Origin of the sequence: Rheinheimera sp., assembly GCF_037442345.1 — a bacterium.
Taxonomy (GTDB): domain Bacteria; phylum Pseudomonadota; class Gammaproteobacteria; order Enterobacterales; family Alteromonadaceae; genus Pararheinheimera.
The window spans coordinates 49,784-69,788 of sequence record NZ_JBBIQL010000018.1 but is presented as its reverse complement, the minus strand read 5'-3'; the positions used below and the strand labels follow the sequence as shown (position 1 = coordinate 69,788).

The 20,005-nt window shown below is 52.1% G+C and carries 20 protein-coding genes; 13 read left to right on the top strand and 7 right to left on the bottom strand.

Features of this window, described 5'->3' with window-relative positions:
- Positions 1-9 precede the first annotated feature (9 nt).
- From WKJ04_RS12455 to purF, 8 genes are all read left to right on the top strand, one after another.
- Positions 10-1,029 (top strand): aspartate-semialdehyde dehydrogenase, encoded by a 1,020-nt coding sequence (locus WKJ04_RS12455; protein WP_337880703.1) that lies wholly within the window; start codon positions 10-12, stop codon positions 1,027-1,029.
- Between the two features lie 191 nt (positions 1,030-1,220).
- Positions 1,221-4,145: a FimV/HubP family polar landmark protein gene (locus WKJ04_RS12450; protein ID WP_337880702.1), complete on the top strand. Its 2,925-nt coding sequence runs from the start codon at positions 1,221-1,223 to the stop codon at positions 4,143-4,145.
- 61 nt (positions 4,146-4,206) lie between these two features.
- Positions 4,207-4,995 (top strand): tRNA pseudouridine(38-40) synthase TruA, encoded by a 789-nt coding sequence (gene truA, locus WKJ04_RS12445; protein WP_337880701.1) that lies wholly within the window; start codon positions 4,207-4,209, stop codon positions 4,993-4,995.
- Between the two features lie 128 nt (positions 4,996-5,123).
- Positions 5,124-5,996, top strand: coding sequence for an acetyl-CoA carboxylase, carboxyltransferase subunit beta (gene accD, locus WKJ04_RS12440; protein WP_337880700.1), 873 nt, complete (start codon positions 5,124-5,126; stop codon positions 5,994-5,996).
- Between the two features lie 9 nt (positions 5,997-6,005).
- A complete protein-coding gene (gene folC / locus WKJ04_RS12435; protein WP_337880699.1) occupies positions 6,006-7,280 on the top strand; it encodes a bifunctional tetrahydrofolate synthase/dihydrofolate synthase in 1,275 nt (424 codons plus the stop codon).
- Positions 7,277-7,999 (top strand): SPOR domain-containing protein, encoded by a 723-nt coding sequence (locus tag WKJ04_RS12430; protein ID WP_337880698.1) that lies wholly within the window; start codon positions 7,277-7,279, stop codon positions 7,997-7,999. Before folC ends, WKJ04_RS12430 begins: the two co-directional genes overlap by 4 nt.
- 59 nt (positions 8,000-8,058) lie before the next feature.
- The gene (locus tag WKJ04_RS12425) at positions 8,059-8,547 is read left to right on the top strand and encodes a CvpA family protein (RefSeq protein WP_337841189.1); all 489 of its coding nucleotides are present in this window, start codon (positions 8,059-8,061) and stop codon (positions 8,545-8,547) included.
- Positions 8,548-8,567: 20 nt separating this feature from the next.
- A complete protein-coding gene (gene purF, locus WKJ04_RS12420; protein ID WP_337880697.1) occupies positions 8,568-10,085 on the top strand; it encodes an amidophosphoribosyltransferase in 1,518 nt (505 codons plus the stop codon).
- A 67-nt stretch (positions 10,086-10,152) separates the two neighbouring features.
- Here the strand turns inward: purF and WKJ04_RS12415 are convergent, their stop codons facing one another.
- From WKJ04_RS12415 to WKJ04_RS12405, 3 genes are all read right to left on the bottom strand, one after another.
- Positions 10,153-10,752 carry a Yip1 family protein gene (locus WKJ04_RS12415; RefSeq protein ID WP_337880696.1) on the bottom strand — a complete coding sequence of 200 codons (600 nt, stop codon included), beginning with the start codon at positions 10,750-10,752 and terminating at the stop codon, positions 10,153-10,155.
- Between the two features lie 233 nt (positions 10,753-10,985).
- Positions 10,986-11,750 (bottom strand): tRNA isopentenyl-2-thiomethyl-A-37 hydroxylase MiaE, encoded by a 765-nt coding sequence (gene miaE, locus WKJ04_RS12410; protein ID WP_337880695.1) that lies wholly within the window; start codon positions 11,748-11,750, stop codon positions 10,986-10,988.
- A 182-nt stretch (positions 11,751-11,932) separates the two neighbouring features.
- Complete coding sequence (locus tag WKJ04_RS12405) at positions 11,933-12,577, bottom strand: hypothetical protein (protein WP_337880694.1); 645 nt, start codon at positions 12,575-12,577, stop codon at positions 11,933-11,935.
- Between the two features lie 205 nt (positions 12,578-12,782).
- Between WKJ04_RS12405 and WKJ04_RS12400 the strand changes: the two genes are divergently transcribed.
- Complete coding sequence (locus tag WKJ04_RS12400; RefSeq protein WP_337880693.1) at positions 12,783-13,031, top strand: hypothetical protein; 249 nt, start codon at positions 12,783-12,785, stop codon at positions 13,029-13,031.
- Positions 12,995-13,312 carry a tRNA isopentenyl-2-thiomethyl-A-37 hydroxylase MiaE gene (gene miaE / locus WKJ04_RS12395; protein ID WP_337880731.1) on the top strand — a complete coding sequence of 106 codons (318 nt, stop codon included), beginning with the start codon at positions 12,995-12,997 and terminating at the stop codon, positions 13,310-13,312. Before WKJ04_RS12400 ends, miaE (WKJ04_RS12395) begins: the two co-directional genes overlap by 37 nt.
- Here miaE (WKJ04_RS12395) and WKJ04_RS12390 read toward each other — a convergent pair.
- Both WKJ04_RS12390 and WKJ04_RS12385 read right to left on the bottom strand, forming a co-directional pair.
- Positions 13,309-14,061: a UDP-2,3-diacylglucosamine diphosphatase gene (locus WKJ04_RS12390; protein WP_337880692.1), complete on the bottom strand. Its 753-nt coding sequence runs from the start codon at positions 14,059-14,061 to the stop codon at positions 13,309-13,311. The two genes, miaE (WKJ04_RS12395) and WKJ04_RS12390, sit on opposite strands and share 4 nt — an antisense overlap.
- Positions 14,054-14,551: a peptidylprolyl isomerase gene (locus WKJ04_RS12385; protein ID WP_337841182.1), complete on the bottom strand. Its 498-nt coding sequence runs from the start codon at positions 14,549-14,551 to the stop codon at positions 14,054-14,056. Before WKJ04_RS12385 ends, WKJ04_RS12390 begins: the two co-directional genes overlap by 8 nt.
- 151 nt (positions 14,552-14,702) lie before the next feature.
- Here WKJ04_RS12385 and cysS point away from each other — a divergent pair, with 151 nt between their 5' ends.
- From cysS to WKJ04_RS12370, 3 genes are all read left to right on the top strand, one after another.
- A complete protein-coding gene (gene cysS, locus WKJ04_RS12380) occupies positions 14,703-16,082 on the top strand; it encodes a cysteine--tRNA ligase (RefSeq protein ID WP_337880691.1) in 1,380 nt (459 codons plus the stop codon).
- A gap of 531 nt (positions 16,083-16,613) precedes the next feature.
- Positions 16,614-16,958: a helix-turn-helix transcriptional regulator gene (locus tag WKJ04_RS12375; RefSeq protein ID WP_337841178.1), complete on the top strand. Its 345-nt coding sequence runs from the start codon at positions 16,614-16,616 to the stop codon at positions 16,956-16,958.
- A gap of 1 nt (position 16,959) precedes the next feature.
- Positions 16,960-17,922 (top strand): hypothetical protein, encoded by a 963-nt coding sequence (locus tag WKJ04_RS12370; protein ID WP_337880690.1) that lies wholly within the window; start codon positions 16,960-16,962, stop codon positions 17,920-17,922.
- A gap of 21 nt (positions 17,923-17,943) precedes the next feature.
- Here WKJ04_RS12370 and WKJ04_RS12365 read toward each other — a convergent pair whose 3' ends face one another.
- Together WKJ04_RS12365 and WKJ04_RS12360 are read right to left on the bottom strand one after the other, a co-directional pair.
- The gene (locus WKJ04_RS12365) at positions 17,944-19,071 is read right to left on the bottom strand and encodes a sigma-70 family RNA polymerase sigma factor (RefSeq protein WP_337880689.1); all 1,128 of its coding nucleotides are present in this window, start codon (positions 19,069-19,071) and stop codon (positions 17,944-17,946) included.
- 3 nt (positions 19,072-19,074) lie between these two features.
- Entirely contained in the window at positions 19,075-19,998 is a 924-nt protein-coding gene (locus WKJ04_RS12360) for an alpha/beta hydrolase (RefSeq protein ID WP_337880688.1), read from the bottom strand.
- Between the last annotated feature and the right edge of the window lie 7 nt (positions 19,999-20,005).

Here is a 20,005-nt window from a genome sequence, read left to right as displayed (position 1 = left end):
GAATATCCAATGGCTCAGCAATACGATATAGCTGTTTTAGGTGCAACAGGTCTGGTAGGTCAACATCTGCTGGACATTCTGGAACAGCGCAATTTTCCGGTAAATAACTTGTACCCATTGGCCAGCGCGCGCTCCGCCGGTGGCACTGTCACCTTTAAAGGTAAACAGGTAGAAGTGCTGGATGCTGAGACCTTTGACTGGACCAAGGTGCAAATTGGCCTGTTCTCAGCCGGCGGCAGTGTGTCGGCAGTGTACGCCCCCCGGGCGGCGGAAGCCGGTTGTGTCGTCATTGATAACACCTCCCACTACCGTTATGAAGCCGATATCCCGTTGGTGGTGCCGGAAGTGAATGCGCATGCTATTGCGGATTACCGCAACCGCAATATTATTGCCAATCCAAACTGTTCAACCATTCAGATGCTGGTGGCGTTAAAGCCTATCCATGATGCTGTGGGGATCAGCCGTATTAATGTCGCGACTTATCAGTCTGTGGCCGGCGCCGGTCAGAAAGGGGTGGAAACCCTGGCTTCTGAAACTGCGCAGCTGCTTAATGGCCGTCCGCTGGAATCCAACGGCAAATTTGCCCGTCAGATTGCTTTTAACGTGATTCCGCAAATTGACGTGATCATGGACAATGGCTACACCAAAGAAGAAATGAAAATGCACTGGGAAACCCAAAAAATTATGGGTGACGACAGCATTGCCGTGAATGCAACCGCGGTGCGGGTACCGGTGTTTTATGGCCATGCGGAAGCTGTGCATATTGAAACCCGTCACCCTATCAGTGTGGAACAGGTGAAAGCTTTATTAGCCAATGCCCCTGGTGTGGTCCTGATGGAAGAGGATGCTGATTATCCGACTCAGGTTGAAAATGCTGCAGGTCAGGATGAGGTGTTTGTCGGTCGTATCCGCAAAGATTATACCCATGAGCATGGTCTGAATCTGTGGGTGGTGGCTGACAATATTCGTAAGGGGGCGGCGACCAACAGTATTCAGATTGCCGAACATCTGATCCGGGATTACCTCTGATCCTGCCTGATGACAAAGGCCCAGACCGGGCCTTTGTTCTTTTTGCCACTATTTCCTGATTCAAGCCCCTGAAAAATCTGCCGATAATCCAGAACATAAGCATGGCTTAGGCCGGTTAACTGGTTTAGTATTTTGTTGTGGAACAATGTTTGCAGGACAAAATGTCCAATCGGAGCCTTAAGGGATCATCAATGCGTTTAGTCGGGCTGTTTATTCTGTTTTTTTGTCTGGTCTCTGGCGCGGCCGCTCAGGTCGAGACACCGGTGCGGCTCAAAGGCCCCAAAAACATGGAAAACCCTGTACGCAGCAGGGTTGGGCCCCTGACAGCCAACGATACGCTCTGGCGTATTGCCGAAGAGGTGCGGCCTCATCCTGGTCTGAATATGTACCAGGTGATGTATGCCATCTTTATGAAAAATCCCGATGCTTTCCTGGATGACAACTTTAATCACCTGAATCATGGCTCCTTTCTGAGTATCCCAACCATTGACGAAATTTTGGCGGTGGATGCCGCACAGGCACAACGTAAGTCTGAAGAAGATGACAGGATTTGGGCGCAGCGTGTGCGTGCTGCGGCTGCAGTCAAAGTGCAGGAAGGTCTGGTCACAGCCCGGCAGCAGGATGTGGACAAAGCGCGCGATGAAATAAAAACTGAACTGAGTCGGGTGGAAGAGCTGCAAAAACAGCAGTTGGTCGAGCTGCAGAAAAAACTGGCAGAGTCCAATGCTACGGTTGAAACCGTACTGACTGACAATACGGCCCTGAAGGAAAAACTCGACACCCTGACAGAGCAACTGCTGAAGGTGCAGTCACAAGTTGACAAAGACAGCGAAATTCAGAAGCAACTGGAAATGCTGGTGCAACAGCAAACCGAGATGCTGGAACAACAAAGAGCCCAGATTGCCCGTGAACAGGAAGGGTTTAATTTTGCCCGCTGGTGGCAAAAAGTGTCCGACAGTGGTTTGAGTTGGGTATTGATCGGTACCTTGCCTGTGTTGGTGATATTAACGCTGGTGCTCGGTTGGTTAAAGCGTCGGACCCGCCACACCGAAGATGTAGTGACTGCAGCCACGGCGGCCCCCCAGCAGGACCCTCATTACAAATCGCCACTCCCTCCGCTGGATGACAGCCTGGACTTTGATGAAAGCAGCCTGATGACTCTGGACGAGTCTCTGCTTGGCAATTCGGCCAAATCCGGTGTCCGGCTGGATGATGACCCACTGGATTTGTCCGATGATCTGCTGGGTTCAGCCAAGGGATCATCCTTTAATGATGTGCTGCTCGATGATGACGAGCTGCTCGATACCAAAGATTTATTAAGCAGCAGTAACCTGGATGATGAGTTGCTGGATGACTTATTGGACGAAGCTACACCTGAAGCGCCAGGCGGCCGTGCAGATTTCGATCCCGACAATATTCTCTCCGGTACAGACTTAAGTTCCTTGCTGGAAGACGACAGTCTGGATGAATCGGCCGATGACATTTTTGCGCAGGCTGTGGCGGAGCAACTGGCCACTGAAGAAAAACAAAAAGCAGCGCAGAGCACTGAGGAGCCTCCGGCGGATGACGAGCTGATTGAAGAAATTGAACTGGATGATCTGGAGCCTGAAGAGGTCCGTAGTCCGCCACTTCAGCCGGACGAGGTGGAAGAAGTTGATTTTGATTCACTGCTGGAAGAACTGCAGGCCGAACCGCCGTTGGTGATTGATGAAGTCGGGCCAGAGCTGGTGCTGGCAGAGGAACTGGAACTGGCCGCGGGGTCCGAAACTGACGAATTATTGTCTGAAAGTACCCAGTTTGACAGCACTGAACTGGACGAATTTGCTGAATCGTTGGTGGATGAAGAGCTGACAGCCGATTGGCCTGAGGAAGCACAGATTGACGATGAAGCGGTGTCACCTGAGCCGTCAGACACTGAATTTCTGACAGAGCAGATGGACGCTGCAGAAGCCGGGTCGTCAGTCAGCGAGGCTGCGCTGCAAAATGAATCGGACTATGACACGGATATAAGCGCACCGACCGATTTGCAGTCAGCGCAGGAGCCGGCCACTGAAGTCGCCTCTGAGAATGCGCCTGATGCCATAGGTGCAGATCTGGAAAACTCGGGTAGTGGCAGCCTTAAATTTGACGAGGATGATTACCCCTTAACGCCGGACGATGTTGCGTTACTGCTTAATGACGAAGAACGCTCATCCACTGAGATGCCTGCACAGTTTCATGCCGACCATCAGGAGCTGACGGACCAGGTGGATGGCAGCGACGAGCTGTTAAACGACACAGTGCTGGCAGATGATTTACTGTCTGAAGATGAAAGCCAAAGCTGGCAGGAGTTGTCTGAAAGCCTGAGCGATGAAGTGGCTGTGGCGCCAATGCCAGACCTGGACGGTTCTGAAGACGCGACGGTCAGTCGGGTGTCTGAGGCCGCATTGTCTGTAGAGAAACCCAGTCAGGTACTGGAGCAATACCCAGAGCTGGAACTGGGAGATGACTTTGTTGAAGAGCAGGACGAAGAGCTGCAGACTGAATCGGATTTTTTGCCAGGGGCTGAGCTGGATCCGGTATCAGAGTCTGATGAGGTAACCGATGCTGAGTCCGAACCTGAGCTGCCTGTTGCCCCGCAGAATGAGCTGGATGAACTGGAAAACCTTGATTTTGATCAGTTGTTGGCCGATGTCAGTCAACCAGACCCACAACTTGACGAACCACAGGATGAAGATACAGCTGCGGCAGTATTAGCCGAGTTAGAGCTGGACACCGCAGCAGAAGCCGGCAGCTTAAGCGGCGATCTGGTCGATGTGGATCAAAGCTTGCTGGAGCTGGACAGTCTGCTGCAAGAGTCTGATGATACAGAGGACGTCACTGAAGGTGCTCCGGCGTCGCTGAGCGTCGATGTTGGGCTTGAAGACTACAAAGAGTTTATTGCCGGACAGCAGGAGAGCGAAGTTGACCCGATGGAACAGATTTATGGGGCGGACCTGGATCTGATCCGTGCTTACCTGGAAATTGGTGAGCAGGAAGGCGCTGAGCAACTGATCGACAGGCTGCTGGCCGCAGACGAGCTGCCGGAAGGTGTCCGGGCTGAAGTGGTGAAACTGCAGCAGCAACTGGAGTCGTAATTTTCTGTTCTGGTCCGGGTCTGACGCAGGTATACTTGCGGCCCGAAGCAGAGGAGAGAGTATGCGTATCGCCTTGGGTGTGGAATACAACGGCAGTTCATTGTTCGGCTGGCAACGACAGCGGGAAGTGCCCAGTGTGCAGGGGCATCTGGAAGCGGCGTTAAGCAAAGTGGCGAACCATCCGGTTGAAACTTTTTGTGCCGGCCGCACGGATGCCGGTGTGCATGCCACAGGCCAGGTGGTGCATTTTGATACCGATGCGACACGTGATATGCAAGCCTGGGTGATGGGCACCAACTCCAACCTGCCGCCTGGCATAGCAGTGCGCTGGGCTCAACCCGTGTCAGATGATTTCCACGCCCGGTTTTCGGCCACAGCCCGCCGTTATCGTTACGTGATTTACAACCACAAATACAGGCCAGCCATTTTAGGTGCCGGCTTAAGCCATTACCATCAGTCATTGGATGTGGAACTGATGCACCAGGCAGGGCAGTATTTACTTGGTGAGCATGACTTTTCGTCGTTCCGCGCCATTCAATGTCAGTCGCACAGCCCGTTTCGTAACTTAATCCATTTGAATCTGAGCCGGTTTGGCAGCTATATAGTGCTGGATATTAAAGCCAATGCGTTTTTACACCATATGGTGCGTAACATTACCGGCAGTCTGCTGGAAGTGGGCAAAGGCCAACAAAAGCCAGAGTGGATAGCGGAATTACTGGCCGCCAAAGATAGAAACCTCGCGGCAGCCACGGCCAAGGCTGAAGGTTTGTATTTAGTTGATGTGGACTATCCTGCCCATTTTGCCATCCCCAGGATGCCGCTGGGCCCGTTGTTTCTGCCCGACAACTAAGACCAGTTAGCTGTATTTTCTTCCTGACCTTTATGCTTTAATAGGCGCCGTTTGCTGCACGTTCGGCGCTTTTTTACACAATAATGTCAGGCAGGCCATTGAGCCTGCTGTCAGACCAAGGAACAGTTATGAGTTGGTTAGAGAAAATTCTGCCCAGAACATCGTCATCTGCCCGTCGCAATATTCCTGAAGGGGTGTGGACCAAATGTACCTCCTGTGACGCTGTTTTATACAAAGCTGAATTAGACCGTAACCTGGGTGTCTGCCCTAAATGCGATAACCATATGCGCGTCAGCGCCCGCGACCGCCTGACCCAATTTTTTGATACCAACAGTGCCGTGGAATTGGCTGCCGAACTGGAGCCACAGGACTTACTGAAATTCAAAGACAGTAAAAAATACAAAGACCGTATTGTGGCGGCGCAAAAAGAGACCAACGAAAAAGATGCCATGGTGGTGATGCGGGGTTCCTTGCATGGCATGCCTGTGGTAGCGGCCTCCTTTGAATTTGCCTTTATGGGCGGGTCGATGGCCTCCGTGGTTGGAGCCAAATTTGTGAAAGGTGTGGAATACGCCTTAGAGCACAAAGTTCCTTTTGTCTGTTTTTCTGCCAGCGGTGGTGCGCGGATGCAGGAAGCCTTGTTGTCATTAATGCAAATGGCCAAAACCAGTGCGGCGCTGGCCAAACTGAGCGAAGCTGGCTTGCCTTATATCTCGGTATTAACAGACCCGACCATGGGTGGCGTATCCGCCAGCCTGGCAATGCTGGGTGACATTAATATTGGCGAACCCCGTGCGCTGATTGGTTTTGCCGGCCCACGTGTAATTGAACAGACGGTACGGGAAAAACTGCCGGAAGGATTCCAGCGCAGCGAGTTCCTGCTGGAACATGGTGCCATCGACATGATTGTTGACCGCCGGCAAATGCGCGATACAATTGCCCGTCTGGTAGCAAAATTTATGCGATTACCTGCGCCTGCCAAGGAGCACAGAGTCGCCTGATAAGGTGTTATGACCGTACTTTCCCCGTTAAGCCAATCGTCGCCATCGCTGGCCGATTGGCTTTATTATATCGAACAGAAGCATCCGCAACATCAGATTGAACTGGGTTTAGCCCGCATCCGTCAGGTCGCTGAACAGGCCGGTTTACACCAGTTGCCGGGAAAAAAAATTCTGCTGGCCGGTACCAATGGCAAAGGCACCACAGCCCGGACTCTGGAGCAATTATTGCTGGCGCAGGGGTTTTCTGTGGGTGTGTACAGTTCTCCCCATTTAGTGCGTTTTAATGAACGGCTGCGGCTGAATGACCAGGACGTGGCTGACCCCATCTGGGTGGAGGCCTTTGCCGCCATTGAGCGTTTGCGTGGCGACATTGAGCTGACCTATTTTGAATTCACCACCTTGGCGGCTTTTTTTATTCTGTGCCAGCAACAGCCGGATTTCTGTCTGATTGAAGTGGGGCTTGGCGGGCGGTTGGATGCGACCAACATTATTGAACCGGATCTAAGCCTGTTGACCACCATCGACCTGGATCACCAGGAGTTTCTCGGGCCGGATCGCACCAGCATAGGCCGGGAAAAAGCCGGTATCTTCCGTCCTGCGGTTCCGGCTGTTGTGCTGGAAACCGACGTGCCGCAGTCCGTACTGGATGTGGCACAGGCACTGCAAACCCCGCTGTGGCGTTCAGGTGAGCAGTACAGGTTCAGTTCAGGCCAGTTATGGGACTGGCAGTCCGACCGTCATCAGTTACTGCAATTGCCCAAACCGGCCGTGCCTCAGGCCAATGCAGCCGCTGCACTGATGGCTCTGGAGCTGCTTGACGCTTTACCGGACGCCGGTGTGGTGGAAAGGGTACTGCTGAGATTAAGCCTGCCAGGCCGGATGCAATGGCTGAGTAAAACACCGGCCATTCTGCTGGATGTGGCGCACAACCCGCAGTCTGCTGCTTATCTGGCCGGGCAGTTGGCTGAGCTTCAGGGCCAGTACCACACTGTGCATGCGCTGGTGGGGATGCTGAAGGACAAAGATATCCACCAAAGCCTGCAGTGTTTTGCTGGCAAAATAGACCAATGGCATCTGGTATCTTTGCCAGGTGTGCGTGGGGCCAGTGCAGAACAACTGGCAGCTGTATTCAGCGATGATTCAGTGCTGCACTGCTATTCCGATCTGGCAGCCGGTTTTCATTCGGCGCTCAGCACATTACAACAAGATGATTTATTGGTGATTTTCGGCTCTTTTGTTACAGTATCGGCAGTTTTGGCGCTGCAAATGGAGACAGAAGTATGAACAGCGCGTTGAAAAACCGCTTGATAGGCAGCAGCATTCTGGTGATTGCTGCCGTGGTGTTTTTGCCTGATTTGCTCGATGGTGAAAAGCAGATAGTACGGGAAGAGTTTAAAGCCATCCCACAGCGTCCTGAGTTTGCGACGGTGCAGCAGGAGCAGGTGTTTACCAAAGAGCAGCTGGCCGAAAAACAACAAGAGCTGCTCAATGTTCCTGACGACCGGCCCGCGCTGGATACGTTACCGGCTCAGGATTTCGCTCAGGTCACTGCAGGGGCCGCGGGCAGCGAAGCCAGTACCGATACAGCCCAGATGCTGGCAGAGCCAGTGAATCCGCTTGGACCTGGGCCAGAAACAATGGAGCAGGCTGCTGTTCAACAGGCTGATGAACAAACCAGCACAGAGCCGGCAGCGAGTCTGGCGCAAACTGCAGTGCCAGAACCCAAAGGGAACCCCGCGCTGAATGCCGCCGCCTGGATTGTTCAGGTGGGCAGTTTCAGTAAAAGTGACAACGCGGCCGCTTTGGTGAGCAAGCTGAAGCAGGCTGGTTTTACCACCTTTACCCGCGCCAGTACCAACAGTCAGGGGCAAAGTATGACCAGTGTGGTGGTTGGCCCTGAGCTGAAAAAAGACCGGCTGCAGAGCCGGCTCTCTGAGCTTGAACAGCTGACAGGCGTGAAAGGACTGAAACTCAGTCCTTTTAAACCCATCGAAAATAACTAGGCGTTGCGGCGCGCCTTTTGATAGAATGCGCGCCGTCTTCAAGCATCCTTTGGTAGCACATGGTTTGGATTGATTATGCCATTCTGGCAGTGATAAGCCTGTCAACCGTGATCAGCCTGGTCCGTGGTTTTGCCAAAGAGGCCATTTCTCTGATTGTCTGGATAGCGGCGTTTTTTGTGGCCAGCTATTACTACCCTTATCTGGCCAGCTACTTCACCGATTTACAGGACGCTATAGTCCGCAACGCTGTGTCTATTGCAGTGTTATTTATCTGCACCCTGATCCTCGGGGCCTTACTGAATTACCTGATTGGCAAGCTGATCCAGTCTACCGGCTTATCCGGCACCGATATGGTGTTGGGTCTGGTTTTTGGCGCCTTACGAGGTGTGCTGATTGTCAGTGCGCTGTTGTTCTTTCTGGACGCTTTTACCATGGCCGATCAAAGTCAATGGTGGCAAAGCTCCCGGCTAATCCCCGAATTTGGTTTTATTATTGAGTGGTTTTTTGAGTACCTGAAAAGCAACTCCAGTTTTATGCAACGACCTTAACTCTGACGAGGAAATAAACGATGTGTGGTATTGTTGGTATCGTAGGTAAATATCCGGTCAATCAGGCCCTGTATGACGGATTAACAGTACTGCAACACAGAGGTCAGGACGCCGCAGGTATTGTCACAGTGGACGACAATGTGCTGCGTCTGCGTAAAGCGCTGGGTCTGGTCAAAGACGTATTTGAAGCCCGCCATATGCAACGTTTATCCGGCAATATTGGTATTGGCCATGTGCGTTACCCTACCGCAGGTACTGCGAGCACCGCCGAGGCTCAGCCGTTTTACAGCAACAGTCCTTTTGGGATTGCGCTGGCGCATAACGGGAACCTGACCAACTCAGACGAGCTGAAAGACGATTTGTTCCGTAATGCCCGCCGTCATGTGAATACCAACTCCGATTCCGAAGCGCTGCTCAATGCTTTTGCCTACGAGCTGGAAAAACATGCCGATATGCATGTCAGCCCTGATCATATCTTTAAAGCTGTGGCCAACTTGCACCGCAAAATCCGCGGTGGTTATGCGGTCGTGGCCCTGGTGATTGGTCATGGTCTGGTGGCGTTTCGTGACCCGAATGGTATTCGTCCGCTGGTGATGGGCAAACGCGAAACGCCGCTGGGCACTGAATACATGGTGGCTTCGGAAAGTGTGGCCTTGGATGCGGACGGTTTTACCGTGATGCGTGACGTGGCACCGGGTGAAGCTGTGTATATCACGGAAGGTGGCGAGCTCTTTACCCAACAATGCGCTGAAAACCCAAGTTACGCGCCTTGTATTTTTGAATACGTCTATTTTGCCCGGCCGGATTCAACCATCGACAATGTGTCGGTTTACGCTTCCCGTGTTGCCATGGGCAAAAAGCTGGGGCAGAAAATCAAAAAAGAATGGGCCCATCTGGACATTGATGTGGTGATCCCTATTCCTGAAACTTCCAATGATGCTGCATTGCAAATTGCTCACGAGTTGGGGTTGCCGTACCGTCAGGGCTATGTGAAAAACCGTTACATTGGCCGGACTTTTATTATGCCGGGCCAGACCGAGCGGAAAAAGTCAGTCAAACGCAAACTGAATGCGATTTGGCAGGAGTTCGAAGGTAAAAACGTGTTGCTGGTGGATGACTCCATTGTACGTGGTACCACGTCTCAGCAAATCATCGATATGGCCCGTGAAGCTGGGGCGAAAAAAGTCTATTTCGCGTCAGCAGCACCGGAAATCCGTTTTCCGAACGTGTACGGCATTGATATGCCGTCTGCCAATGAGTTGATTGCTCACGGTCATGATGTTGACAGCATTTGTAAAATCATTGGTGCTGATGGTCTGATCTTTCAGTCGCTGGAGGATCTGGTGGATGCTGTACGCTCAGAAAACCCAGAGCTGAAGCGCTTTGAAACTTCGGTGTTTGACGGGGTTTATGTGACCAACGACATCGACCAGGCTTATTTGAACCGTCTGGACGCACAGCGTAACGAAGCGTCAAAAAAGAAAAAACAGGCTGAGCTGACCGCCAGTCTGGAGCTGCATAACGAAGGCAGTAATTAAGTCTGACATCAGACCTAAAAAAACGAAAGGGTAGCGTCAGCTACCCTTTTTTCCTTGTCCTTCCTGCCTAGTGAGTGAAGGCCGGGCCGAAACCCGAACTCCAAAGAATAGCGGTAGCGGTCAGTACACAGACCAGTAAAACCAGGCCAACAGTGACCACTGAGCTGGCATAAATAAAGCCGCGCTCTTCCGGAATGTGCATCAGAATAGGCACACCCACATACAACAGATACACCGAATAGGTTAAACCAGCCAGACCCACCAGCATGACAAACCAGAGCTCAGGGTAAAAAGCCGCCACACCGACCATAAAAAGTGGTGTTGATGTGTATGCCGAAAGCTCAAGCGTCTGGGTGTAGGTGGGGTCCGCGCCAAAAGTCTGCGCCATCCAGTGCGCCAGATAGGCCAAGGCAAATACACCGGCAATGAGGGCGATATACATAGCGACAGACAGCATCATGGCGCTGTCCGCCGTTAATTTAATCGGTTCACCAACACCAATGCTCCAGCCAATATGGACTGCAGAATAATAAGCACAAAAGGATGGAATTAAAGCGACCAACAGGATATGAATTAAACTGTATTTAAAGCTTTCGTGACGTTCGTCTATGGTATGCCATTCTTCTTTGGGATGGGCATACAGTCCCCATAAGTGATTCAGAATCATCGTTTTTATCCTTGTCTACTACGTTGTGACCACAGGCAACAGCAAGTACCCTTATCTTTGTTATGGTCAACAGAAAGCGGTTCGTCAAGTTTGCCGCAGATAAAAGCAAAAGCCCCAGGTCGGGTAGGGGGAAGCGTAAGCAACTGTCAGTTTATTGGGGGGCTGCCTGACATATTGCCTGCTTGGTGAAGCTGAAAACGAACGCTGCCGGGACAAATGGCTGCAGCGAATCGTCAGCCTGTAAACTTACCACTGTGGAATTTAAAGTCGGTGTCTGGTTCTGAAATCAGTGTGCTTTCCAGCTGACCAAAAAAGCGGACCCGTGCAGAGGTATCGGTTTTGGAAATAGTTTGCGCCAGTTCAAGGTAGTCGCTGAAATGCCGGGCTTCAGAGCGTAATAATGACACATAAAACTCGGCCAGTTCCTGGTCGACAAAATTGACTAACGCGGCGAAGCGTTCACAGGAGCGGGCTTCGATGTAGGCGCCACAAATCAACTTGTCGATAAAAATCTGTGGCTCGTGAGTTTTGCAGTTTTGGATCAAGGTCTTGGCATAACGACTCGCGGTGATATTTTGATAGGGAATGGCGCGATCGCGCATGATTTCCAGCACCTGGCAAAAATGATGCAACTCCTCCCGGATCAACAGCACCATTTTGCTGATAATCAGATCCGAATGCTCAAAGTCCGACCGGCCAATAATGGATTTGCTCAACTTTTCCGCACTTTTCAGATCGTCCAGATTGCCTTCGAAGCGGTAGGCGAAATCCTCAAATGGTTTTAACCACTGTAACAGATGCCTTGAACTTTCATCATTGCAGGCGTATCTGCGCAGCAGATACATGGCAGTTTGCGCGGCTTTTAGCTCGCACACCAAATGATCCTGCAACAATATGGGCAGCCGTTCAGGTTTGGACGCCTCATTTAACCACTCGTGAGGAGTGGGGCATTGTAAAAACAGGTTGATAGGTTCTAGGAGCTTGGCGTCGAACTGCATTTCAAAAACACTCATTTTTCTAGAATTTTATCACCACAGGTAAATGCTTGGAAGCCTTGATTTTACTGGGATGAAGATGGTCGTGCTGCGAAAATCTGCCTTATTTTGTTGATGAACGCGCCGTCATTCTGGCTGAACCCTGCCTGGCCCAGGGCTGAAATCGCAACCACCAGGCTTCGCTCTCATTTAACGGGGTGGAATCGAATAATCAGTATCGTGTCACCCGACTCCGTCACATGGTCAGCGATCGAGCTCATGCCGTCCATGGTCGCCATAAGCTGCAAGGTTAGGGAATGTTCCGACAGGTAATGCACCCGGCATTCTTTTAATACCTGGTAGCACTCAGCACTGAAGACGTGTAACCCCTGAGCCTCTTTATCAAGACCATCCAAAAGCTGATTGAGGGTGGCTGTTTTGCCGAAATCCAACTCATCATTTTCAGGGAAAACAGTTTGAACCGTGGAGGTAGTGGCCCGGCTCATGATTTCATCAAGGGATATCGAACCGTCTTGATGGCTTTGTTTCGTTTCGCTGCCCAGGTCAGATTTTTCTCCAGCAACGTTTTTCATGCCGACACTGTCCGTGGATGAAGACGCCTCTGCAGGCAGGTCTGCAGCAGTGGCTGAGGTTGCTACTTCAGGGGCAGGCGCCTTTTGCTCTCGATTGGTGCTAACCAATGACGATTCGTCCGCCGGCAAATGCACAGAAGTTGCCGGGGCTGTCACTCCGGCTGCAGAAGTGGCGTCCTTACTCTTGGTGCCGACAACCGCAAGTGCAATTAACAAAATTGCAGGCGTTAAATAGGTTGCCAGTGTTTTTTTAGTCATCAATTATCCATCCTAATAAACCTGAACTCGGGATAAGAAAATTTGAACTAACGGCCCTCTCCATCAGGCTATCTTTCAACCAAGAGAAACCCCTGCACACAGAATGCCTAAGCACAAATTAGTGGAAGTGGTTTGCGGTGTCGATGATTTTTCTGCTGTGCTCATTCCTGTAAGTAAAGCCTTTGTTAAATGATGGGGGGCTACCATGGAACTCCGCGGCCAGATAGCCCTTGCGTTTTTTCAAGGTCCAGCGCATCGCCTGATCCGGCGTTATTGTTTACCGAAAGGGCAAAAACAGCGGATGCCAAACCTGGATTGCTACCAATGTATTGGCGTAGCAGAAGGCAGTTTTTTTGAAGATGATTTTTTAGAAAATCAAGCGTTAACCTCAGCACTGAATTCTTTGCCGAAAGCCCCATTAAACCAAGATGCGTTCGCAACAATGGCCGCTTAGTAAATGAAGAGAACCTCCATTCTGAGCAGTTCATTGAGCGGATGAAACAACGTGGTATTAATTACCAGCAGTTGCATGCAGGCCGCTATGCCAAAGGCATGGTTAAACACCTTTGTACCGATGGACCGGCCGCGTTAATCGATCAAATAATCATTGGTGCTGTTACTGAAGCCGAGCTGATTCAGACACCGGATAGCGAATTCCGTTTTCAGGGCGGACTGTCGCTGACAGGCTCTGAACTTGCGGCCAGAGTGAACCTCAAGCTTAGATGCCGTCTTTAATCGGGCAGGGCGGAAAAATGCAGCTGCCAGCCTGTTGCGCTCACTTCCAGATATGAGCTTTGCTGATACCAATCGCCAAGCACGTAGCGCTGGCCGCTGTGGCCATTGGCGAGAAGAATCTGATGCACTGCAGGCCTGTGGGTGTGACCGTGGATCAGGCGCTGAACGCCATACATGTCCATCACCTTCGGCACTTCGTCTGGTGTCACATCCATAATGTCACTGCTTTTACCGGCTTTGTCCTTAGCACTGACGCGGCGGGCTTTGCGGGCCAGGTGTTGACGGTACCAAAGAGGTGTTGCCAGGATCAGCCATTGCCACCAGGGCTGGTTCCACCATGAGCGGAATTTCTGATAACCCAAATCCAGTGTACAGAGTGAATCTCCGTGCATCAGCAGGGTGGGGTGGCCGTACAAATCCACCACTGTGGCCGGGGCCAACAGGGTGATACCGGCTTTAGCGGCGTAACGCTTTTTCAGCAAAAAATCGCGGTTGCCATGACAGAAATACACAGGCACACCCCGGTCCGCCAGGGCCTTGGTGGCGCTGGCAACCTGGGTCAATAAGGGCTCAGGGTTGTCGTCACCAATCCAGACTTCAAACAAGTCGCCGAGGATATACAACGCATCGGCCTGCGGCGCTTCCTGCTGCATAAAACGCAAAAAAGCGGCCGTAATATCGGGCCGCTCAGCGCTTAAATGCAAATCGGCAATAAATAGCGTACGGCTATTCGTTGAGCCTTTATTCACCGACGATTTCAGCCTTTTCAAGGATCACAGGCTCGACCGGTACATCAGCGTGACCAAATTTACGGCCTGTAGCCACAGTTTTGATTTTATCGACTATATCCAGGCCTTCGACCACTTCACCAAAGACGCAGTAACCCCAGCCTTGAGAGGATTCTGAGCTGAAATCCAGAAAGTCATTGTTGGCCACGTTAATGAAAAACTGACAGGTGGCCGAATGCGGATCGCTGGTGCGCGCCATAGCGATGGTGCCTTTTTTATTCGACACTTTGTTGTTGGCTTCGTTTTTAATTGGCTTTTGGGTGTCTTTTTGTTCCATCTCTGGGGTAAAACCACCGCCCTGGATCATAAAGCCGTTAATCACACGGTGGAAAATGGTGTTGTCGTAGAAACCGTCTTTGACATAACTTAAAAAGTTTTCCACAGTCGCCGGGGCTTTGTCAGCGAATAACTGCAGGGTAATAACGCCATAATTGGTGTGCAAACGGACCATCACAAACTCCTTCGGATAAAAGTGCCGCTAGTGTAGCGCAGCTGGTGCTTTTCACAAAACATCCGATTGGCGGCTGCTGGAGGATAGCCCACTCCAAAGTGCAGTGTTACACTATCGCGTTTTCAACCGGATGAAGTCACCGAGGAGTCCCATGCTGCAGATTTTTAATACCCTGACCCGTAAAAAAGAGCCTTTTGTTCCTTTACAGCCCGGCAAGGTATCCATGTATGTCTGCGGCATTACTATTTACGACTTCTGTCACGTCGGCCATGCCCGTACTTATGTCGCTTTTGATGTGATGAACCGTTACCTGCGTTTCAGCGGTTATGACGTGACTTATGTGCGTAATATCACAGACGTCGATGACAAAATTATCAAACGTGCGAATGAAAACGGCGAAAGCTGTGACGCACTGACGGCCCGGTATACGGTGGCGATGCACAATGATTTTAATGCGCTGGGCCTGATGCCCGCCGATATCGAGCCGCGGGTCACCACCCATATGCAGGAAATTATTGAGCTGATCGACACCCTGGTCGCCAAGGGCTACGCCTATGTCGCCAAAAACGGTGACGTGCTGTTTGATGTCAGCAAATACGAAGCTTATGGTCAGCTCAGTCAGCAAAACCTCGAGATGCTGCAGGCCGGCGCCCGGGTGGAAGTGGACGAATCCAAAGACGACCCGCTGGATTTTGTGTTGTGGAAAATGGCCAAACCTGGTGAACCCCACTGGTCGTCGCCCTGGGGCGAAGGCCGTCCGGGCTGGCATATCGAATGCTCGGCCATGAGCGCCAAACATTTAGGCAGCCATTTTGATATTCACGGTGGCGGTTCAGACTTGCAGTTTCCACATCATGAAAACGAAATTGCGCAGTCCTGCTGCGCCCATGGCACGCCTTATGTCAATACCTGGATCCACACTGGCATGGTCCAGGTGGATAAAGAAAAAATGTCCAAGTCGCTGGGCAATTTCTTTACGGTTAAAGATGTGTTGGTTGAGCACAATGCCGAAGCCGTGCGTTATTTTCTGATCTCCAGCCACTACCGCAGCCAGCTGAACTACTCCAAAGAAAACCTGGAGCAGGCGCACTCCGCCTTAGGCCGCTTATACACGGCGCTGCGTGAGGTGACACCTGCCGTACAGGTGGATTTAAACAACAGCTATGTCACCAGTTTTAAAGCGGCAATGGACGATGACTTTAACACTGCCCTGGCCTTGCCTGTATTGTTTGAACTGGCGCGTGATATCAATAAAGAAAAAGCGGGTGATCCGGCCAAAGCTGCTGAACTGGCGGCGTTGCTGAAAACCCTGGGGGGCGTATTGGGGATTCTGCAGGGCGATGCGGAGACGTATCTCAAAGCCGGCACTGGTGCTGACGATGTGGCAGAAATTGAAGCCTTGATTGCACAGCGTAACACCGCCCGGGCCGCCAAAGACTGGGCTGCTGCCGATGCTGCCCGCGATGCTTTAACGGCCAAAGGCATTATTCTGGAAGACAAAGCCGGCGTGACCAGCTGGCGCCGTGCTTAACTGCCACTGATGCATATACTGTCGCTGCAATCCTTACGATATTCAGTACCTGCATTGCTTGGCAGTGGCCTCTTATGGTGGGTTTTACTGAGTGCTACCTCTGCGCATAGCGCAGCAGGCGGCACTCCAATGTTGCTGACTTTTTTTGCACTCTTTCTGGCTCCTGTTTCTGTGATCAGTGGGGTCTGGATGCTGCTTTGTTGCCTGAGCTGTTCAGGCCTTGTTGTGACACGATGGTCTGAATACCGCAGAGCTGATCGTCTCTGGTGGTGCATCGCCGTACTGCTGAGTGCCATCCTGCTGTTGACTCTGTTGCGGCTCTAGTCTCGGCCGGACCTTATTTTTCCTGTCTGTTTGTGTTATCGGCGAGCAAGTCTCTCCTGAAGTATTCTCTTTTATTTCCATTTAATTCAATTGCTTATCTTGTTCTGGTGGTTTTGTGCGCAAAACATCTTGCTTTAATGCTGTGTGGTGCATAGTATTTGCTGTGTACGGCACAGTATGTGGCGCACAGTATAAGGAACACGAAGTATGACAACTTCTCAACTCGATAAAATGCGGCTGGAATTGCGCCGTGGAGTGCTGGTGCTGGCGGTTCTTGCGTCGTTGAAGCAACCGCATTATGGCTATTCGTTACGCAAACAGTTGCAGGATGGCGGCATCGACATTGACGAAGGCACCTTGTATCCACTGATACGGCGCCTGGCGGAACAAGGGTTACTGGACAGTGAGTGGCAGCAGGCAGAAGGCCGGGAACGCCGTTACTACCAGTTGAATTCGCAGGGTCAGCAGTTATTGCAACAACTGCGGCAGGAATGGCTGCAGCTTGGTACGGCATTGTCGCCGCTACTGAGCCTGACTAAAGAGGCAGACTAAGATGGAATTATTGGAACGTTACCTGAGTGCGGTTGCGCGTGAACTCCCTGAACAACAACGGGATGAGATCAGCCGTGAGCTCAAAGCAAATTTACTCGACAGCGCAGAGCAAAAAGAACAAGAGCTTGGGCGGGCGCTGAATGCGGAAGAATGGAGTGACTTGTTAAAGCAATGTGGTCACCCGGCCCGGGTCGCCCGGCAATTTGTGCCCAGCCGCGCTTTAGTAGCGGCCGAAGATATGCCACTGCTCTGGCATGTGCTGGCGATGGTCATAGGGGTGATTTTTGTGTTCGAAGTGGTCGAGGCCTCGGCCCGGCTGGTATTTACTGATCCGGATCCCTTCCGTTTTGTGTTTCAGCTGCTTGCAGATGTGATACGTCAGGGCTGCTTTGCCTTCAGTGTCATCGTGATATCCTTCTGGCTGGCGGCTCAGGACGGACGCAGCCTGTCGTCACGCTGCGCCTTGCAGTGGGAACCAAGCCAACTGCCCAAAGCGGAACAGCCCTGGCGTTACATCCGGTTAAGTGATGTTTTTACTGATCTGGCAACTTATATCTTTGTGCTGGTGCTGGCCACTATGCCGGTCTGGCTGAATGACAGTCAGCAGCACAGTGTACTGTTGGTGTTTAATGGGCAAACCCAGTTATGGCTCTGGTTTTTCAGCCCGGTGATGGCTCTGTCTGTGGTGTTTTGTTTCTGGCAGCTGCAGCGCCGTTTGTGGAACAAAACCATGCTGCGCACGGCAGTGGCGATTAACTTCAGCTGGATGATTTTTTTGCTCTGGCTGGGGTTGCAGTTCCCGCTGTGGCAGCAACCATTGCTCGAAGCACGGCATGAACCTTTGGCCGGTCTGCTGACTGTGTTGCAACTGGAACGCGGTTTGAGTTGGGGTTTGTTAATGAGTGCTTTGTTTCCGGGCTACGAGGTGCTCAGAGACAGCTGGCGTCTGACGCAGATGACTTGAGCAGCGTAAGAAAGTGGGCGCTTACCAGCGCCCGCTTTGCATCAACCCATACACCATACCCAACAGACCTGCGCCATACCCCAACACCAGACCCAGACTACAACCCAGTTGTTGCCAGTACAGGCTGCGTTTGCCCGCAGCACTGAACAGGGCTTTTTCCCTGAGTCCTGGAGCTATCAGTGTCCACATACGGTACTGCTGCAGGCCAAGGCCGGATAAAAACAGTATAAAACTCAACAGCGGCGCCAGGGCGCCACTCGTCAGCTCGTAGGCAGCCGTCAGCGCCAGCCCCATCAGCAGCACCCAGGCGACAGTCTGATTACGCAACTGACGCAGTTGCTGGCGCAGCGGCTCGGAGCCTGCATTTTTAATAGGTTGCTGCATACCCAAAATGACACCAACCACAGCCACCAGAGCACCCAGCATGGCGCCACTGAGCAGGAACAGCCATTTGCCCCAGCCACTCTGGCTGACGGTCAGACCGGAAATGGTGGCTGCCGCAGCCGGCGGAGCCACACTGCTGAGCATTGCACAGACAGCTGTGGTGAGCCCAAGTCCTGGTGCCGTGGAACACACCACTTCGCCCCCACGACGCAGCCACTGGGCTTTTAACAGTTCGCGCACCCGTTGCAGCTTTTTTCGCACATTGGTTTCGGTCAAGCCCAGCAGTTGTGCCACTTGCTGGCTGTTTTGTTCTTCACGGTAAAACAGCAGCACTATTTCACGGCTTTCGTCTGGCAATTGCGCTATCAGGCTGGCAATCAGTGCATTTTGTTGCTCGCGGGCCAGGTCCTGTTCCAGTTGCACGCCGGCACAAAAGGATTCCAGCAAAGCTTCAGCCTCTTCTCCGCGCTCCGTGCTTTGCACTCTGTGGTCACGCAGGTAATGAAAAGCGCGGTAGCGGGTGATTTGCCGCAACCAGGGCAAAAAGCTGGCCGGATTCTTTAAACTGCGCAGCTGTTTCCAGGCATAAATAAACACTTGCTGGGTAATGTCTTCGCTGGCATCGAGGTCTTTGACAATGGCCAGTGCTATGCTGCTGACCGTCCGCTGGCTTTGTTGCATCAGCCGGCTGAACGCCTGCATATCGCCTTGTGTGGCAGCCAGCACGTCGGGCAGCAGACGTTGTTCCAGAGTCAGAGTTGTCATGGGTTAGTCCTTTAAAAAAGCCTGTACTTTGGCCAGAAACCAGCTGGGCTGATCAAGCATTATAAAATGCCGTGCTCTGGGGGCAAATTCAAGCTCAAGCTGTTGAATACCCGCCAGTTGTTCCCGATATAGCCGGGCAGCCTGTGCCTGCTGTTCACGGCTTGGCAGCCCGGCATTGGCGCCAAGAAACAATACTTTATCTTTAATGGCCGGCATTTGCGGCCGGATATCGCTGGTCAGCAGTTCGGCCACTAACTGACCTGTGCGTTTCGGATCTGAGCTGGCTGCCATTTGCATCACCAGGCGCTGCGCAGCAGGAGTCACGGCCTGAATATGGATCCCCTGTTGGGTCATGGCTTTTAGCTGCTCAGCACTCATCGCCTGGTAAAGCGACTTTAACTGCTCGGCCTGAGGCTGCATCTGGGCCGCACTGGTCTGGTTGCTCTGTGTAAATACTGGTGCCAGGAAGGGTAAACCATCGACGGCGACTACTTTACCTGTTAACTCAGGGTATTGACTGGCCAGGTTCAGCGCCAGAAAGGAGCCCATACTGTGGCCTATCACTGCCGGCTGCTGCAGTTTCAGCTGGCGGATGTAGTCTGCCAGCTGTTCCGTCAGGGTTTGCAGCAACGGGCCTTGATACCCGGAGCTCGCGGTCTGGCCCAGACCTTTGACATTGATCAGATGCAGTTGGTGGTCCTGGCTCAGTACGGCGGCGCTTTGTTGCCAGACTCGTTGGTCTGACATCAGGCCAGGGATCAGAATGACCGCGGGCCCTTTGCCTTGAACCTCTACGTCAAACTGGCGCTCTTCTGCTTTGAGATTGCCAGCCAGCATGCCAGCCACTATGGTCAGGCTGATGGCAAGGTGAGTCCAGAAACCTGGTTTTTTGTTGGTGTTTGTCGCTGTGATCGTTTTGTCTGTCATGGCCGTA

Bases quoted from the DNA above. Each gene is read 5' to 3' on its own strand.
- WKJ04_RS12455 (WP_337880703.1), top strand. From the start codon at position 10: ATGGCTCAGCAATACGATATAGCTGTTTTAGGTGCAACAGGTCTGGTA.
- WKJ04_RS12450 (WP_337880702.1), top strand. From the start codon at position 1,221: ATGCGTTTAGTCGGGCTGTTTATTCTGTTTTTTTGTCTGGTCTCTGGC.
- truA (WP_337880701.1), top strand. From the start codon at position 4,207: ATGCGTATCGCCTTGGGTGTGGAATACAACGGCAGTTCATTGTTCGGC.
- accD (WP_337880700.1), top strand. From the start codon at position 5,124: ATGAGTTGGTTAGAGAAAATTCTGCCCAGAACATCGTCATCTGCCCGT.
- folC (WP_337880699.1), top strand. From the start codon at position 6,006: ATGACCGTACTTTCCCCGTTAAGCCAATCGTCGCCATCGCTGGCCGAT.
- WKJ04_RS12430 (WP_337880698.1), top strand. From the start codon at position 7,277: ATGAACAGCGCGTTGAAAAACCGCTTGATAGGCAGCAGCATTCTGGTG.
- WKJ04_RS12425 (WP_337841189.1), top strand. From the start codon at position 8,059: ATGGTTTGGATTGATTATGCCATTCTGGCAGTGATAAGCCTGTCAACC.
- purF (WP_337880697.1), top strand. From the start codon at position 8,568: ATGTGTGGTATTGTTGGTATCGTAGGTAAATATCCGGTCAATCAGGCC.
- WKJ04_RS12415 (WP_337880696.1), bottom strand. From the start codon at position 10,752: ATGATTCTGAATCACTTATGGGGACTGTATGCCCATCCCAAAGAAGAA.
- miaE (WP_337880695.1), bottom strand. From the start codon at position 11,750: ATGCAGTTCGACGCCAAGCTCCTAGAACCTATCAACCTGTTTTTACAA.
- WKJ04_RS12405 (WP_337880694.1), bottom strand. From the start codon at position 12,577: ATGACTAAAAAAACACTGGCAACCTATTTAACGCCTGCAATTTTGTTA.
- WKJ04_RS12400 (WP_337880693.1), top strand. From the start codon at position 12,783: ATGGAACTCCGCGGCCAGATAGCCCTTGCGTTTTTTCAAGGTCCAGCG.
- WKJ04_RS12385 (WP_337841182.1), bottom strand. From the start codon at position 14,551: ATGGTCCGTTTGCACACCAATTATGGCGTTATTACCCTGCAGTTATTC.
- cysS (WP_337880691.1), top strand. From the start codon at position 14,703: ATGCTGCAGATTTTTAATACCCTGACCCGTAAAAAAGAGCCTTTTGTT.
- WKJ04_RS12375 (WP_337841178.1), top strand. From the start codon at position 16,614: ATGACAACTTCTCAACTCGATAAAATGCGGCTGGAATTGCGCCGTGGA.
- WKJ04_RS12370 (WP_337880690.1), top strand. From the start codon at position 16,960: ATGGAATTATTGGAACGTTACCTGAGTGCGGTTGCGCGTGAACTCCCT.
- WKJ04_RS12365 (WP_337880689.1), bottom strand. From the start codon at position 19,071: ATGACAACTCTGACTCTGGAACAACGTCTGCTGCCCGACGTGCTGGCT.
- WKJ04_RS12360 (WP_337880688.1), bottom strand. From the start codon at position 19,998: ATGACAGACAAAACGATCACAGCGACAAACACCAACAAAAAACCAGGT.